Annotated in this window: 16 protein-coding genes; 10 read left to right on the top strand and 6 right to left on the bottom strand. The window is 71.6% G+C overall.

Annotated features, from left to right (window positions below; all coding sequences use genetic code 11):
* Positions 1–111: 111 nt before the first annotated feature.
* Complete coding sequence (locus BM419_RS20810; protein ID WP_091927579.1) at positions 112–2202, top strand: prolyl oligopeptidase family serine peptidase; 2091 nt, start codon at positions 112–114, stop codon at positions 2200–2202.
* Positions 2203–2921: 719 nt separating this feature from the next.
* Here BM419_RS20810 and BM419_RS20805 read toward each other — a convergent pair.
* The 4 genes from BM419_RS20805 to BM419_RS32495 form a co-directional block, all read right to left on the bottom strand.
* A complete protein-coding gene (locus BM419_RS20805) occupies positions 2922–3155 on the bottom strand; it encodes a hypothetical protein (RefSeq protein ID WP_091927578.1) in 234 nt (77 codons plus the stop codon).
* Between the two features lie 19 nt (positions 3156–3174).
* Entirely contained in the window at positions 3175–3369 is a 195-nt protein-coding gene (locus tag BM419_RS32010; RefSeq protein WP_139237890.1) for a hypothetical protein, read from the bottom strand.
* A gap of 91 nt (positions 3370–3460) precedes the next feature.
* Entirely contained in the window at positions 3461–3808 is a 348-nt protein-coding gene (locus tag BM419_RS20800; protein ID WP_091927577.1) for a hypothetical protein, read from the bottom strand.
* A complete protein-coding gene (locus BM419_RS32495) occupies positions 3801–3968 on the bottom strand; it encodes a hypothetical protein (RefSeq protein ID WP_175556342.1) in 168 nt (55 codons plus the stop codon). Before BM419_RS32495 ends, BM419_RS20800 begins: the two co-directional genes overlap by 8 nt.
* Before the next feature lie 412 nt (positions 3969–4380).
* Here BM419_RS32495 and BM419_RS20795 point away from each other — a divergent pair, with 412 nt between their 5' ends.
* A complete protein-coding gene (locus BM419_RS20795; protein WP_091927576.1) occupies positions 4381–4599 on the top strand; it encodes a hypothetical protein in 219 nt (72 codons plus the stop codon).
* 74 nt (positions 4600–4673) lie between these two features.
* A complete protein-coding gene (locus BM419_RS32930; protein WP_244540818.1) occupies positions 4674–5171 on the top strand; it encodes a hypothetical protein in 498 nt (165 codons plus the stop codon).
* 61 nt (positions 5172–5232) lie between these two features.
* Here BM419_RS32930 and BM419_RS20785 read toward each other — a convergent pair whose 3' ends face one another.
* A complete protein-coding gene (locus BM419_RS20785; protein ID WP_010685278.1) occupies positions 5233–6147 on the bottom strand; it encodes a manganese catalase family protein in 915 nt (304 codons plus the stop codon).
* A gap of 223 nt (positions 6148–6370) precedes the next feature.
* Between BM419_RS20785 and BM419_RS20780 the strand changes: the two genes are divergently transcribed.
* The 7 genes from BM419_RS20780 (at position 6371) to BM419_RS20750 (ending at position 13875) form a co-directional block, all read left to right on the top strand.
* Positions 6371–6580: a hypothetical protein gene (locus BM419_RS20780; protein ID WP_020095863.1), complete on the top strand. Its 210-nt coding sequence runs from the start codon at positions 6371–6373 to the stop codon at positions 6578–6580.
* A 131-nt stretch (positions 6581–6711) separates the two neighbouring features.
* Positions 6712–7884: an alpha/beta fold hydrolase gene (locus tag BM419_RS20775; RefSeq protein ID WP_091927575.1), complete on the top strand. Its 1173-nt coding sequence runs from the start codon at positions 6712–6714 to the stop codon at positions 7882–7884.
* 129 nt (positions 7885–8013) lie between these two features.
* Positions 8014–9315, top strand: a complete 1302-nt coding sequence (locus tag BM419_RS20770) for an MFS transporter (RefSeq protein ID WP_091927574.1) — start codon at positions 8014–8016, stop codon at positions 9313–9315.
* A gap of 220 nt (positions 9316–9535) precedes the next feature.
* On the top strand, positions 9536–10954 hold the full coding sequence (locus BM419_RS20765) for an FAD-binding oxidoreductase (RefSeq protein ID WP_091927573.1): 1419 nt from the start codon (positions 9536–9538) through the stop codon (positions 10952–10954).
* A gap of 429 nt (positions 10955–11383) precedes the next feature.
* A complete protein-coding gene (gene oxlT / locus BM419_RS20760) occupies positions 11384–12685 on the top strand; it encodes an oxalate/formate MFS antiporter (RefSeq protein ID WP_026605350.1) in 1302 nt (433 codons plus the stop codon).
* A 279-nt stretch (positions 12686–12964) separates the two neighbouring features.
* Positions 12965–13666 (top strand): GntR family transcriptional regulator, encoded by a 702-nt coding sequence (locus BM419_RS20755; protein ID WP_020095868.1) that lies wholly within the window; start codon positions 12965–12967, stop codon positions 13664–13666.
* Between the two features lie 26 nt (positions 13667–13692).
* On the top strand, positions 13693–13875 hold the full coding sequence (locus BM419_RS20750; RefSeq protein ID WP_020095869.1) for a hypothetical protein: 183 nt from the start codon (positions 13693–13695) through the stop codon (positions 13873–13875).
* Between the two features lie 50 nt (positions 13876–13925).
* On the opposite strand, the gene BM419_RS20745 is transcribed toward BM419_RS20750, so the two are convergent.
* On the bottom strand, positions 13926–15281 hold the full coding sequence (locus BM419_RS20745) for a peptidoglycan-binding protein (RefSeq protein WP_020095870.1): 1356 nt from the start codon (positions 15279–15281) through the stop codon (positions 13926–13928).
* Positions 15282–15319 lie beyond the last annotated feature (38 nt).

Here is a 15319-nt window from a genome sequence, read left to right as displayed (position 1 = left end):
TTTCCATCTGCGCGAGGCGTGCGAACATCTGCGCGTCCGAGACGATTGACGGCTCATCGGGTAACGCCGCGCGCCTATCGAGGGTGGCGCGCAGGGGCTACGCTCCCACTGATGTCCGCGGCAACCGACCCCCACCCCGACCCCAGGCCGACCCTCGCGCGGCCCGACGACGATCCGTACCTCTGGCTGGAGGAGGCCGACGGGCCCGACGCGCTCGCCTGGGTCGAGGCGCGCAACGCGGAGACGCTCGCCCGCTACGGCGATGCCGGCTTCCTCCGCGACCGCGACATCGCCCGCGCGCTTCTCGACCGGCCGGACCGCATCCCGTTCGTCCAGCGCTTCGGCACCTGGCTCTACAATTTCTGGACGGACGGCGCGCATCCGCGCGGCCTGTGGCGGCGCGTCGACGCGGCCGGCTACCGCGCCGCGGTCCCGGACTGGGAGCTCCTGCTCGATCTCGACCATCTCGCGGCGACGGAGGGCGAGGACTGGGTCTGGGCCGGGGCGACGATCCTCAGGGACGCGCTCGATCGCGCCCTCGTCCGCCTCAGCCGCGGCGGCAAGGACGCGGCCGTGATCCGCGAGTTCGATCTGGACACCCGCACCTTCGTGGCCGACGGCTTCGTCCTGCCCGAGGGCAAGGGCGGCGCGACGTGGCTCGATCGCGAGACGGTGCTCCTGTCGAGCGCCCTCGGCCCGGGCATGGCCACGCGGTCCGGTTACGCGCGCACCGTCCGGCTCTGGCCGCGCGGCACGGACCCGCGCGACGCGTCCGTCCTGTTCGAGACCGCCGAGACCAGCATGGCGGTCTGGGGCGCGTCCGACCGGCAGGCCGGGACCGAGCGGATCACGGTCGTCGAGCAGCTCGGCTTCTTCGACGCGGCTGTCCATATCGGCGATCGCGGCGGCCTGCGCGCGCGCCTCGACCTGCCCACGCATGCCGGGGTCCAGCTGCAGCGCGACCACCTGTCCGTGCGGCTGCGGCGGCCCTGGACGGTGGACGGCGTCGCGCACGACACCGACACGGTGCTGGCGATCGCGCTCCCCGACCTGCTGGCGGGAGGTCGCGCCTTCACGGTCCTCTGGCAGCCGGACGCGCGGCTCGCCCTGCAGAGGGTGTTCTGGTCGGCCGGGCGGCTGATCGTGGACGTGCTTGAGGACCTGCGTCCCACCTACCGGGTCTTCGAGCCGGGGCCGGGCGGCTGGACCGAGCGGCCCCTCGCGGGGTTGCCCGCCCTGGGTTCCGTCCATCTCTGGCCCCTCGACGGCGATCCGGAGCGGGCGGACGGAGCCCTGCTGGCGCTGGCCCACGATCCGGTGACGCCGCCGGCGCTGCTCGCCTTCCCGCCCGCGCTCGATGCCCCGGCCGTCCTGCGTCGGGCGCCCCCGGCCTTCGACGCGCGCGGCGTCCGGGTGACGCGCCACGAGGCCGTGTCGGCGGACGGGACGCGCGTTCCCTACGTTCAGGTCGGACCGGAGGCCGAGACCGGTGCGGCCCCCGTCTACCTGACGGCCTATGGCGGGTTCGGGCTCTCGCGCCTGCCGGATTACCAGCCCGTGCTGGGCAAGCTCTGGCTGGAGCGCGGCGGCACCTGCGTGACCGCCAACATCCGCGGCGGCGGCGAGTTCGGCACCCGCTGGCACCACGCGGGCCGGCGCGAGGGCAAGGCCCGGGCGCACGACGACTTCGCCGCGGTGGCCGCCGATCTCGTGGCCCGCGGCGTGACGCGGCCGGGGCGGATCGCGGCCGAGGGCGGCTCGAACGGAGGCCTGCTGATCGCCAACATGCTCACCCGTTACCCGGAGCGGTTCGGGGCGCTGGCCTGCACGATCCCGCTGATCGACATGCGCCGCTACACGAAGCTCCTGGCCGGCGCGAGCTGGATCGGGGAGTACGGCGATCCGGACGACCCGCAGGACTGGGCGTTCCTGTCCGGCATCTCCGCCTACCACGCCGCCGAGGCCGGGCGGGCCTACCCGCCGATCCTGCTGGCCACGAGCCGCGGCGACGACCGGGTCCATCCCGGCCACGCGCGGAAGATGGCGCAGAAGCTCCGCGTCCTCGGCTGCGACGTCGCCTTCTACGAGCCCGCGACCGGCGGGCACGGCGCCGGCAAGGACAGCGAGCAGACGGCGGCGTTCCGGGCGCTGGGGCTCACCTTCCTGCGCCGCGCCATCGGATGGGATGACCCGGTCGCGTGAGCGCGGCCTCGACCCGAACCGCGGCATCGTCCGGGTCCGCATACGGGAACGGCGGGGCTCTCGCCCCGCCGTTCCCGCCGTCCGTTCGGGCAGTCCGTCGCCCGGGCGGCCCCGAGGACCGCCGCGGCTCAGAAGCCCATCAGCACCCCGGCCGAGCCGGTCACCGTCATCGCGAGGCCGCCCAGGAAGGCGCCGATCATCGCGTAGGAGAAGCCCTTCAGGACCATGTCGTGCACTCCTTTCATCAAGCGGCGGGTCCCCGGCCAGACCCGGTATCTTCAACCGCAACGATGATGCCGGATCGGCCGGCTGCGTGCGGTGCGAAGAGTCACGCTGCACCGCGGAACCGTTCGGCGCGCGTTCAGGCGGCGACGGTGGGCGGGCGTGCCGCCGGGGCCGTCTCGCTCACGCGAAATGGGCCGGCAGGCTGAGGGCCTGCGCGTAGGTCACGAGGGCGACCGCGCCGGCGATCAGGGTCGCCACCAAGGCGATGCGGTTGGTCCAGGTCATCGTCGTCTCCATCGGGTTCGCGACTGTGTTCGCGGTGTGATCCCGATGTACGCCCAAGCTTTCAGGTCCGGCGTGTCCCGGAACACCTGCAGGGCCGCCGCTCGCGCACGGATCCCGGGCCGCGCACCGGCCGGAGGCGGGCAGGGAGGCCGCCTCCGGGCTCGGAGGGCCCCGCAGAGCGGGACGGGACCCTGATCCGCCGGCCCGCTCTATCCAGCCCCCGCGCCCTGATCCGCGTTGGAGGCGACCGTGAAACCCTCGCGATCGAAGACGGTGTAGAGGATGCCGGCCGGATCGAGGCCGAGACCCGCGATATGCGCGATCGCCGCTTCCTTGGCCTCGGCCAGCGTGCTGAACGGGTCCGGCAGCTGATACATCCGCGAGGCCTGTTCGGCGCCGTCGATCCGCACCGGCGGCGTGGTGATCTCGACCGTGTAGGGCACGACGACCGTCCGCCTCGACCTAGTGGAACACGCCGAGGAAATACAGCAACAGGATGATCGGCAGCGGGATTCCCAGCAGCCACAGCAATCCACCGCGCAGCATTCGCGCCTCCTCTATGTCGACAATCGCACCGAAATATCGGCCGGTTCGAGATTGGAACGCGCGAACATCGGAAAGGGATGCACAATACTGGCGCGAATGCTCGGAGCGCATCTTCGGTAGAGCTGCGCGAGATCTGCAGGCGTCCCGCCCCGCGCGGATGGCCGTCCGCGCCCGACCTCCGCCCGGCCGCGGCTGGGACGGCTCAGCGATGCAGCGCGGCGATCCGGTCCCTCAGCGGATCCACCACGTAGGCCATCCAGGTCCGCGCCCAGGCCAGGGCAGGGCGGTTCGCGTCGATCGGCCGGGCGGCCATCAGGGCCGCCACGTAGGCGTCCTCCTGGGGCTTGCACGCGTCCAGGGCGCCCCGCTCCCGGCCGGGCCTGCTCCGGTGCGCCGGCTGCCGGTCGAAGGCCTCGCGGACGCAGCCGTGCCACGCCCGCTCCAGGCCCGGCAGGTCGGCCGGCTCCGCTGCCAGCGCCGCGGCGGGCTCGGCCCCCGCCAGGGCCGCGAGGAGCGTCAGGCCGGCCGCGAGGGGCGAGCGCCTACTCATCCGACGCGCGCTCCGTCTGCGGGGCCGCGTCGGCGAGGGTCATCGCGCGCGCGGCCGTGCGCAACTCGTGGCGGGCCACGCCGTCCGCGAGCGCGACGAGGGCGACGAGCACGAGCCCCAGCATGAGGAGACGGCGGATGGTCGGGGCGGGGATGGGCATCGAGGGCGCCTCAGGGAGACGTCCGCACCGTAGCGGAGCCGTCGCGCGCCGGCTGCCACTCCGATGCCACATGAGTACGGAAAGCGAACGTCCGTTCACGAAATCCCGGCGGGAGCGCCCCGGCGCGCCCGCGAGTCGCGGATGCCGGCCATCGCCGCGCCGGATCGAGCCGCGGTGCCGGGCGCGCCCAAAAGGGGCCGGTCCGGCGCGACGAAGAGACCTCGCGCTCGATCCGATACTGACGATTGTGCGGCGTCGCACGCATTCGCGGCAACTGCCGGCCTAACATCCATGTTGAAGGATGACATTCGGCCCGACAGAGCCGAGGCGATCAAGACCGCCGGAACGACGATCTTCTTCACTCGCGACAGTTGACCGGATGACTTCGTGCCGAAGTCAGAAGAGGTTTGCCATGACCGTCCGCCTGTTCGCTGCCGCCGCGCTCGCCGCGGCCCTCGGCGCCGCCCTCGCGACGCCCGCCTCCGCGCAGGGATCCGCCGCACGCCACGGCCTGTCCGACGTCACCGCGGTGATGCTGCCCGAGATCTCCGTCACCTACCACCGGCCCGTGCCGGCCGACCGCTCCGCCGGCCCGCACGTCGCCGGCCCGGCCGGCCGCCAGCCCCACTGACCGGTCAGGCCCGGCGCCCGCAGGATTGCCGGCCTTCCGCGATCTGACCTGCACGAGGCCTGCACGGTGCCCGCATGATGCCCGGCGGGGAGGGCACGTCTCACGGCGCGAAGGCAGATCTCGATCCGGTCGGGCCGGGCGGCGACGCGCATTCGCCGAGCGCGCGCCCGGTCGACATGCACGCGCGATTAGTGTTGACGGCCGTCAATGCTATGCTCGGTGGTCCGTCCACGGTATGCATCGACTTCAGGAGCGCGCCGGGACGCGAAGGGCCGATTGCTATGACACGCTTGACCGTCGCCGCGCTGGTGTTCGCCCTCGCAAGTCCCGCGATCGTCGCGCAGGCCCAGCAGGACATCCCGATCCAGCAGGATCTCAAGCGCATGGATCGCCTCGATCAACGGCTCGGGCGCGAGGATACCGAGTTGAAGGTCGACCCCAACGTGACGCCGGACAATCCGGACGGTGTGGTCGGCTTCGACGGACCTCCATTCAACTACGGGGATCCCGGCGTGATGGGTGACGGCCCCCTCCCGCCGGGATCGCCCGCCGACGACGACGACTGGTACTGACCGGGGACGGCGCGGCCCGCGGTTCTGAGACCGCGGGGTCCTGCCCGGTTCTCAGCGCGCCTCAGCGCCCCTTCTTGTAGAGCTTGCTGGCGATCTCGAAGATCTCCTCGGGGGCGTAGTTGGGCGCGAAGGCCCCGTAATTGCCGTCGAGTTCCGGGATCTTGCCGCCCTCCGGCAGGCCGTCGACGACCTCCAGGTTGCCGGGCGGATCCCCCGGCAGCGCGACCTCGTCGTTCGACCAGACGCCGGCCGCTTCCTTGTAGTCGTCCGGGCTGAAGCGGTAGAGGCGCCGGTGCGAGCCCTCCTGCAGATATTTCTGGCACTCCGGAATCTTGTCGAGAACGATGTTCGGGGTAGGCAGCATCTTCTCGATCTCGACGCCGGTCAGCTTCTTGAGTGCCAGCGCGTAGGCGTGCGCGTGCACCGAGCCGCGCACGAGCAGGTAGCCGCAGACCTCGCGGCCGGTCGGGTCCTTCAGGGTCTCGTAGACGCGCAGCTTGTGCAGGCGCGCGCCGCACTCCAAGTGGAAGTTGTGCAGCAGGTCGATGATGATGTTGCCCGTCGTCGTCACCATGTCGACGTTCCAGGACTGCGCGTTGGAATTGACCGGCGTCGCGCCGCCGCCGTTGCTCAGGAAGCTGCCGGCGAGCCGGATGTCCTGCATGTCGTGGAACGGGGCCTTCGAGACGTCGACCTCCTCGGTGTCGTCGCCGGGGCCGTTGTTGAGCATCGCGATGCCGGTCGAGACCAGCTCCACGTGCCCGAGCTCCTCGGCGAAGATGCTCGACACAAGGCTGTAGAAGGGGCGCAGCTTCGACTTGTTGCGGAAGTTGAAGCTCTGGAACATGTAGTTCCCGAGGGTCGACATCTCCCCGTACTTGCCGCCGAGCAGCTCCTGCAGCGCGGCCGCCGCGTTGGGATCGGGCTTCTTCGGCTGTGGCAGTTCGGCCTGAAGGCGGTCGAGCTTCATGAACATGCGAGCAGCTCCGTTCGCGCGGGGTGCGCATGACGGCATCTTCCCGCACGGACGATTGTTCCTGCGGCTGAGACGGCGCGGCCCGCGGGCGGCCTCCCGGCGGCCGGCGCCATACGGCTGTGGACAGGGGCCTCGGCGCGGGCGCCCGGCCGCCATCCTTTCCGGAGCGGTAACCATGCCGGTCCTACCAGCCGCGACCCCGGACGGTGAGGCAGGTGGACGAATGGGCGACGACGTGGCGGCGATCCTGTTGACCCTCGTGACCGAGAATTCCGAGCTGCGCGAGCAGCTCGCCAGCGCGCAGGACATGCTGATGGAGACGGCCATCGATGCCGGGCAGCTCCATGCCCGGATCCAGGGCCTGGAGGCCGAGCGCGACGCGTGGCGGGCCGAGGCCGGGCACCGGCAGGCCCGCGCCGCCCTGACCGCCTGACGGTTCGGCGGCGCGCCGACTGGGCGCGGAGGTGGGGCAGGGCCGGATGCGCGCGGGTCGGATTTCGCGGTCGGATCGCGGAGCGTGTACGCTCGGCGGCCGTCGAACAATCGGCACGGGAGCGCGCGGCCATGGTGACGAACGTCCTGCCCCCGCTCGATCCGGCCGCCCTCCCGGCCGGAATCCGCGCCCGCTTCGTCGAGGGCGTCAACGGCCTGCGCATGCACGTGCTGGAGGCGGGCGACGGCGGTCCCGGCCGCCCGCTCATCCTCCTGGTGCACGGCTTCCCCGAGATCGCCTATTCCTGGCGGAAGGTCATGCCGGCGCTGGCCGCGGCGGGCTACCACGTCGTCGCCCCCGACCTCCGGGGCTACGGCCGCACCGCGGACGCGCCGGTCGCCTTCGCGGACGACCTCGCGCCCTACCGGCTGCACAACCTTCTCCTCGACCTGGTGTGCCTGATGAGCGCCCTGAAGCGCGACAGGGTCGCGGCGCTCGTCGGACACGATTACGGGTCCTGGGTCTGCGGCTACTGCGCCCTGGCGCGGCCCGATCTCTTCGGCATGGTCGCCCTCATGAGCGCGCCCTTCGCGGGGGCGCCGGGGCTCGACGCCCTGGCCCGCGGCCTCCGGACGCCGGCCGACGACCCGATCCACGCGGCGCTGGCCGCCCTGCCGCGCCCGCGCACGCACTACCACCGCTACTACGCGACGCGCCGCGCCGCCGCCGACATGGAGCGCAGTCCCCAGGGCCTCGCCGCGTTCCTGCGCGCCTATTTCCACCACAAGAGCGCGGACTGGCCGGACAATCGACCCCGCGCGCTCGCCGGCTGGACGGCCGAGGCCCTCGCCGAGATGCCGACCTACTACGTGATGGATGAAGGCCGGACGATGCCCGCGACCGTGGCGCCGGAGATGCCGGAGCGGGGCGGCGCGGACTGCGCCTGGCTGACGGAGGCGGAACTCGCCGTCTACGCGGCCGAGTACGCGCGCTCCGGCTTCCAGGGCGCGCTCCAGGGCTACCGGTGCCGCATGGATGGCAGCATCGACCGCGACCTCGCGCGTTTCGCCGGCCGGCGGATCGAGGTCCCCCTCCTGTTCGTGTCCGGGGCGCGCGACTGGGGCCCGTTCCAGGCGCCGGGCGCGCTGGAGCGCATGAAGGAGGCCGCCGGCGCGGGCCTGGTCGGCTGCCACTTCGTGGCGGGGGCGGGGCACTGGGTTCAGCAGGAGCAGCCCCGGGCCGTTGCGGACCTCCTGCTCGACGCGCTCGGTCGCGGCGGGGCCGGATCCCGCCCCGGCGCGTAGGCGCCCGCTGCCGCACCGCGTCCGCTCCTATCGGGGCGCCGACGGCCCGGCTATGTCACCCGCGAATTGACCGGAGGCCCGGTCGGATCGGGCGCCCGGCGTCCGTTCCGGATCCTCGAGGGGGCGACGATGGATGTGGAAGCGCGCGCCATCCGGCGGGTCAGCAGGCGGCTCCTGCCCCTCCTGATCACCTGCTACTTCATCTCCTACCTCGACCGGGTCAATGTCGGCTTCGCCGCGCTGACCATGAACGGGGACCTCGGCATCTCCGCCACGGCCTACGGGCTCGGGGCCGGCATCTTCTTCCTGAGCTACTTCGTCTTCGAGGTGCCGTCGAACCTGATCCTGGAGCGGGTCGGGGCGCGGGTGTGGATCGCCCGCATCATGCTGACCTGGGGACTCCTGTCGGGCGCGATGGCCTTCATCGTCGGCGAGAAGAGCTTCTACGCCGTGCGCCTGCTGCTGGGCGCCGCGGAGGCCGGGTTCTTCCCCGGCATCATCTTCTACCTCACGCTGTGGTTCCCCGCGCGCTACCGCGCGCGGATCATCGGCGCCTTCATGGCCGCGGTCCCGCTCTCGAGCGTCATCGGCTCGCCGGTCTCGGGGGCGCTGCTGGGCCTCGACGGGGTCTGGGGCTTCAAGGGCTGGCAGTGGCTCTACGTCCTCGAGGCGCTGCCCGCCGTCCTCCTCGCGGGCATCGTCCTGGCCTTCCTGACGGACCGGCCGGCGCAGGCGGCCTGGCTGCCCGAGGACGAGCGCGCGTGGCTCACCGAGCGCCTCGCGCAGGAGCGGCGGGCGCGCGAATCCGCCCGCCGCTACAGCGTCGCGGAGGCGCTCCTCGACCGGCGCGTGCTCGCCGTCGCCTTCGTGTATTTCGGCAACGTGGCGCTGCTCTACGGGCTCAGCTTCTTCCTGCCGCAGATCGTCAAGGGCTTCGACCTCACGAACCTCCAGACGGGTCTCGTCAGCCTCATCCCCTTCGCGATCGGGATCGTCGGCATGCTCGCCCTCGGGCGCTCCTCGGACCGCAGGGGCGAGCGCAAGGGGCACGCGGCCTTCGCGCTCCTGCTCGCGGCCGGCGGCACGGCCGCGGCGGCGCTGGTCTCCGATCCCTACGCCAAGATGGCCCTGTTCAGCGTCTCGGCCTTCGGCATCTTCGGCGGCCTCCCGGTGATCTGGACGCTGCCCACCGCCTACCTGTCCGGCGCCGCGGCGGCCGGCGGCATCGCCATCATCAACGCCCTCGGCAACCTTTCCGGCTTCGCCGCGCCCTACGCGGTCGGCGCGATCAAGGACGCCACCGGCACCTTCACGGGCGGCCTCCTCCTCATCGCGGCGGCCGGCCTCGCCGCCATGGTGACGGTCCTCTGCCTCACCCACGACCGGCACTTGGAGCAGGCCGCGGCGCGCGGCGCGCGGGCGGCGGAGTAGGCGCGGTGGGGCAGACGCGGTGGGTGAACGCGACCCGGGGGGAGGGGGCAGCGCCGCCGCCCCGCCGCGCCCGGGTGGCGGGCGGCCGCCGATCGACCTACGGTCGCGTCGCCATGTCGTCCCGGCAGCGGCCGTGTCGCGGGGCCGCGCGCGCCCCGGGACACGCCGTCCCCGGCGCCGTCCCCGGCGACGCCCCAGTTCGAGCCCATCGGAGCAGCCCATGAACGCCCCCGTTCCCGCCCCGCGGACCCGCCCGGACGCGGCGACGATCGCGGGTCTCACCGAGGCCCTGCGGGCCGTGCTCGGGGACCGGGTGACGGCGAGCCCGGCGGTGCGCGAGCAGCACGCCAACCAGCTCACCTGGGCGCCGTGCGAGCCGCCGGACCTCGTGGTCTTCCCGCACTCCACCGCGGAGGTGCAGGCCGTCGTGCGCGCCTGTGCCGAGCGCGACGTGCCGATCGTGCCCTACGGCGTCGGCACCTCCCTCGAGGGCCACGTCAACGCGCCGTTCGGCGGCGTCTCGATCGACACGGGGGCGATGAACCGCGTCCGCGCGGTCCATGCCGACGACCTCGACTGCACGGTCGAGGCCGGCGTCACCCGCAGGGCGCTGAACGCGTACCTGCGCGATACCGGCCTGTTCTTCCCCATCGATCCCGGGGCGGACGCCACGATCGGCGGGATGGCGGCGACGCGGGCGTCGGGCACCAACGCCGTGCGCTACGGGACGATGAAGGACGCGGTGCTCGCGCTCACCGCGGTGATGCCGAACGGCGACATCGTCACGACCGCCCGGCGGGCGCGCAAGTCGTCGGCCGGCTACGATCTCACCCGGCTCCTCGTCGGCTCGGAGGGCACCCTCGGGATCATCACCGAGGTCACGCTGCGCCTGCACGGCATCCCCGAGGCGATCTCGGCGGGCATCTGCCCGTTCCCCTCGATCAAGGCGGCCTGCGACGCCACGATCCTGACGATCCAGTCCGGCATCCCGGTCGCGCGCATCGAGCTGCTCGACGAGGTGCAGGTGGCGGCCTGCAACCGCTACTCGAAGCTCGCCCTGCCGGAGACCCCGCTGCTCCTCGTCGAGTTCCACGGCACGGACGCGGGCGTGCGCGAGCAGGCCGAGCGGTTCGGCGAGATCGCCGCCGATCTCGGCGGCGGCCCGTTCGACTGGGCGACCGGGGCCGACGAGCGCGCGCGCCTCTGGCAGGCGCGCCACGACGTGTACTGGGCCTCGGTCGCGCTGCGGCCGGGTCCCACGATCAAGAACATGTCGACCGACGTCTGCGTGCCGATCTCGCGGCTCGCGGAATGCGTGGAGGCGACGAAGCGCGACATCGCCGCGACCGGGCTCACGGCGCCGATCGCCGGCCATGTCGGCGACGGCAACTTCCACACCCTGCCGCTCGTCGATGCCGACAGCCCCGAGGAGATGTCCGCGGTGGCCGGCTTCCTCGACCGGCTCGTCGCCCGCGCGCTGGACCTGGGCGGCACCTGCACGGGCGAGCACGGGATCGGCCAGAAGAAGATGCGCTTCATGGAAAGCGAGCACGGGCCGGAGGCGCTCGGCCTCATGCGGACCCTGAAGCGCGCGATCGACCCCCGGAACCTCATGAATCCCGGCAAGCTGATTCCCTGACGCGCCCCGCGACCCGGCGCCGCCGTCCGCGTCGCCCGTCGATCCCTCCGATCCGGGCCGATCGTCTGCATCGGTGCTGTTCAGGGCCGAGCGACTACGTCGTCCGATCCTCAAAGCTGGGGATCGCGCCGACGCCGCGGGCCGGGTCTCAGATGGCGCCGGCACACCGAGGACGGGCATCCGCGAGAGCGGCGGCCGGCCACGCGATCCGGTAGCACGCGCGAGATCGCCCTCTAATCCCGAATTCTCGGCCGAAATGGATGAATTATTCTGCTTGCCATACGTTCCTGGCACACAGAATAATGCATGCCGCCGTGCCAATTTCGGAACCCGACATAAGGTTCCGGCGCGGGCAAGGAATTCGTCGGCGTGCACGCCAATCCTATAGCACGTCGCTGAATGTCAGCGCAGGAATGAGGGAGGAAGCTCATGGCCATGCCAAATGCCACGCCGGCTACGGCAGTACCCAGTACAAATCGATGGCTGCAGATCGTGCTCGGCGTGATCTGCATGGTTGCAGCGGCGAACATCCAGTATGCCTGGACGCTGTTCGTCCCCGAGATTCAGAAGACCTTCGGCTGGGACCGCGCCGCGATCCAGGTCGCCTTCACGATCTTCGTCGTCGTCCAGACCTGGCTGACCCCGATCGAGGGTTACTTCATCGATAAGTACGGCCCAAGCCGCGTCGTCATGTTCGGCGGTCTGATGACGGGCCTGGCCTGGGTCATCAACTCCTACGCCACCAGCCTGAGCGGCTTCTACCTCGGCTCGGTGGCCGGCGGTATCGGCGTCGGCTGCGTCTACGCCACCTGCGTCAACAACGCGCTCAAGTGGTTCCCGGACAAGCGCGGCCTCGCGGTCGGCCTCACGGCGGGCGGCTACGGCGCCGGCTCGGCGCTCACCATCCTGCCGATCGCCAAGATGATCGACAGCGGCAACTACGCCCAGGCCTTCTTCGTCTTCGGCCTGATCCAGGGTGCCATCATCATCGCCGCCGCCATCGCCATGCGCGCCCCGCGCAAGGATCAGGTGCCGTTCTCCACCAAGGTCCTGCAGTCGCGGCGCGACTACACCCTGGGCGAGGCGCTGCGCACCCCCGTGTTCTACGTGATGCTGCTGATGTTCACCTGCACGGTGACGGGCGGCCTGATGGCCGTGGCCCAGCTCGGCGTGATCGCGCAGGATCTCGGGGTGAAGAACTTCCAGGTCAACCTGTACTTCTTCGCCATGGCCGCGCTGCCCTTCGCGCTGATGCTCGACCGGATCATGAACGGCATCTCGCGCCCCCTCTTCGGGTTCGTCTCGGACCGGATCGGCCGTGAGAAGACGATGTTCATCGCGTTCGCGATGGAGGGTATCGGCATCGTGGCGCTGGGCTACTTCGGCTCCAACCCGTGGGCCTTCGTGATCCTGTCCGGTGTGGTGTTCCTGGCCTGGGGCGAGGTCTACTCGCTGTTCAGCGCCACCGCCGCCGACACCTTCGGCTCGAAGCACATCGGCAAGATCTACGGCGTGCTCTACTGCGCCAAGGGCTTCGCCGCGCTGTTCGTGCCGGTGGGCAACCTGATCATGCAGGCGACCGGCACCTGGGCGACCGTCCTCTACACGGTGGCGACCATGGACCTGATCGCCGCCGTCCTGGCGATCGCGGTCCTGCGGCCGATGCTCAAGCAGCACCACGCGGCGAACAACGACGCGGCGGCTCCGGCGATGAAGCTGGCCCACGCCTGAGCGACGGCCCCGGCCGCTCCGCGGCCGGGGCGAAGCCTCCCCGACCCGGCTCCGGAATTCCGGAGCCGGGTCGGCCAGCACCGGGCAGCTGGCCCGCACGGAGACCGTCTCGTCGAGACGCAGGGCGCCGCGGACGATCGCGCATGTTCGGGCGCGCATCGACGATCGGGCGAGGGGCGGCTGTCCTGGCGCCTCGCTCTCACGCGATAGCCCGGCCGCGCTCGGCGCCATTCCAGGACCTGAGGCCAGAATCCATTCTCGCGTTCCCGGAGTTCGACTGTGCTGCAGCCTTCCGAGACCTCTCTGGGTCTAGCCTCGATCGGACAGACCCTGAGTCTGCGTGAACAGGCCTACGACAGCATCAAGCAATCGATCCTGGCGATGGATCTCTACGCCGGATCGGCGCAGATCCGGCTGCACGAACACCAGATCGCGCAGGATCTCGGCATCAGCCGCACGCCGGTCCGCGAAGCCCTGACGCTCCTGGAGCGGGAGGGCTTCGTGTCCACGGTGCCGCGCCGCGGCCTCTTCGTGACGCGCAAGAACAAGCGCGAGATCGTCGAGATGATCACCGTCTGGGCCGCGCTCGAAGGCATGGCGGCCCATGCCGCCGCACGGAACGCCGAGGATGCTGATCTCCGCGCGCTCGGCAGGGCCTTCGAGGCGTTCGATATCGCGACTCTGCCCGACCATCTGAAGGCCTACGACGAGGCCAACCTCGACTTCCATCGGACGATCATCCGTCTCGGCGGCTGCGGGTTGATGGTCGAGATGACGACCAACCTGTTCATTCACATGCGGGCGATCCGGTCGGCCTTCCTCCATCGGGCCGGGAGGCTCGAGGACTCGATGCGCGAGCATGCCGCCATCATCGCCGCCTTGCAGGCACGCGACGCGGATCGGGCCGCGATCCTCGTCCGCGATCACGCGCTCGGGCTGATCGCGCATGTCGAGGCGCACTGGGTTTGGCCAGAGGGGTGAGAGGCACCTCTGACGGAGGACCACCGATGCTACCGTCCGTTCAGACGACCGATCTGCTCGGCCTCGGCTTCCTGATCATCGGGCTCGCCGCAGCTGGGATCGCCAGCGCGAGCCGGTCCGCGCGTTTCGCAGAGGAGCCGCGCGAGGAGCTCGCGGGCGGGGCTCTGCTGGTGGCGATCCTCGGCCTCGCCTTCGTGCTCGCCGAGTGAGCGGGCGCGGCGCGTCGTGAGCGCCGGACTTCCCGGGAGCCCGCCGCGCGCTACGGGGTCGCCTGCCCCGCGCGTGCGTTCCACTTCTCGAACTTCCCGAGCGCGCCCCACGCCGTCAGCCCGATGAAGATCGGCATCGTGTAGGGGCTCAGCCCGAAGGCGGGCGTGAGCTGTGCGAGCACCTGCCCGAGACCGGTGTTGAGCGGCACCTGGGACAGGATCTGCGTGGCGACGGCGCCGATGATGCCGATCGCCGACTTCTTGCCGGAGAGCAGCTGCCCGATCGTCTGCCCGAGCGCGCCGTTGACCGGACCGAGGACCGCGCCGTCGGGACGCGCCGCGGGCGGGCCGGGCAAGATCGGGGCGGTCGGGAGGCGCGCACCGTCGATCTGTCGGCGCAGGGCCTGGAGGAACTCGTCGAGCCGCGCCGCGACGTCGGCGGGCGGCGCGGCCGGCGCGATCACCACCGGGGGCATCGAGGCAGGTTGCATCGGGGCGGGCTGCATCGGGGTGACCGCCCTCGCGGCGAGCTGTCGCTCCAGGTCCTGGATCCGCGTCAGCACCGCGTGGTCCGGCGCCGCCGGCCGCAGCGCCTCTTGGATGGCGGCGATCGTGCGCGCGTCCGCGAGGCCGGTATCGTCCAGACCGCACCGCGCCTGGAACGTCGCGACGGCCGTCATGGTCCGCGGCCCGTTCCGGCCGTCCTCGACGAGGGGCGGCGTCGCGCCGAGGCGATTGAGCGATTGCTGGACCCAGAGCGTGCTGTCGGCGAGTTCGTCGTCGGGCTCGCGGGACACGGCCGCCTCGACGGCGCGCGGCGCCGCGAGCGCGACCGTCGCGTCGAGGTCGATGAGGCTCCGCAGGATCACCGCGGTGCCGATCTGCGTGTCGACCACGTTCGGGTCGAACACGTGGTCGCGCACGAACTTGCCGCCGCGCGCGCCCGGCGGCCCGTAGGCCGTCGATCCGCCCCAGAGATACGGCGAGTTCACGCCCCGGCCGTGGTAGCCGTAGCCGTTGAAGCCCTCGAGCCGGTAGAGGGCCCGCGCGACGCTCCAGTCGCCGAGCCCGACCAGGCCCTGGAGGCGCAGCGCGTCGACCGCCCCTTCGACGAAGGCCTGCGGCCCCGTGAACGGCCCGCGCCCCTTCGGGACGATCGTGGTGCGCCGTCCGAGCTTCTGTCCGTTGCCGAGATACGTGTCGAAATCGAAGGCTGATTCCCGGTAGTGGCAGAGCCCGATGAACCACCAGGGCACGCCGGTGCGCGCCTCGATCTCCTGGTAGCGCGGCTTGCCGGCGGCGAGCTGCTGCGCGAGCTTGCGCACGGTCGCGAGCTTCTCCGGCCGGATCTGGAGCGACGCCCAGGTCCGCTCGTAGCCGTCCTGAAAATCCTGGAAGGATGCCATGTCGATGCTCCGGGCTCTGCGGTGACGAAGCCTTGATG

This window comes from Methylobacterium sp. yr668, from assembly GCF_900116245.1.
In the GTDB taxonomy this organism is placed as follows: Bacteria; Pseudomonadota; Alphaproteobacteria; order Rhizobiales; family Beijerinckiaceae; genus Methylobacterium.
The sequence above is the reverse complement of the archived record's forward strand: the minus strand, read 5'-3'. Positions and strand labels throughout refer to the sequence as shown.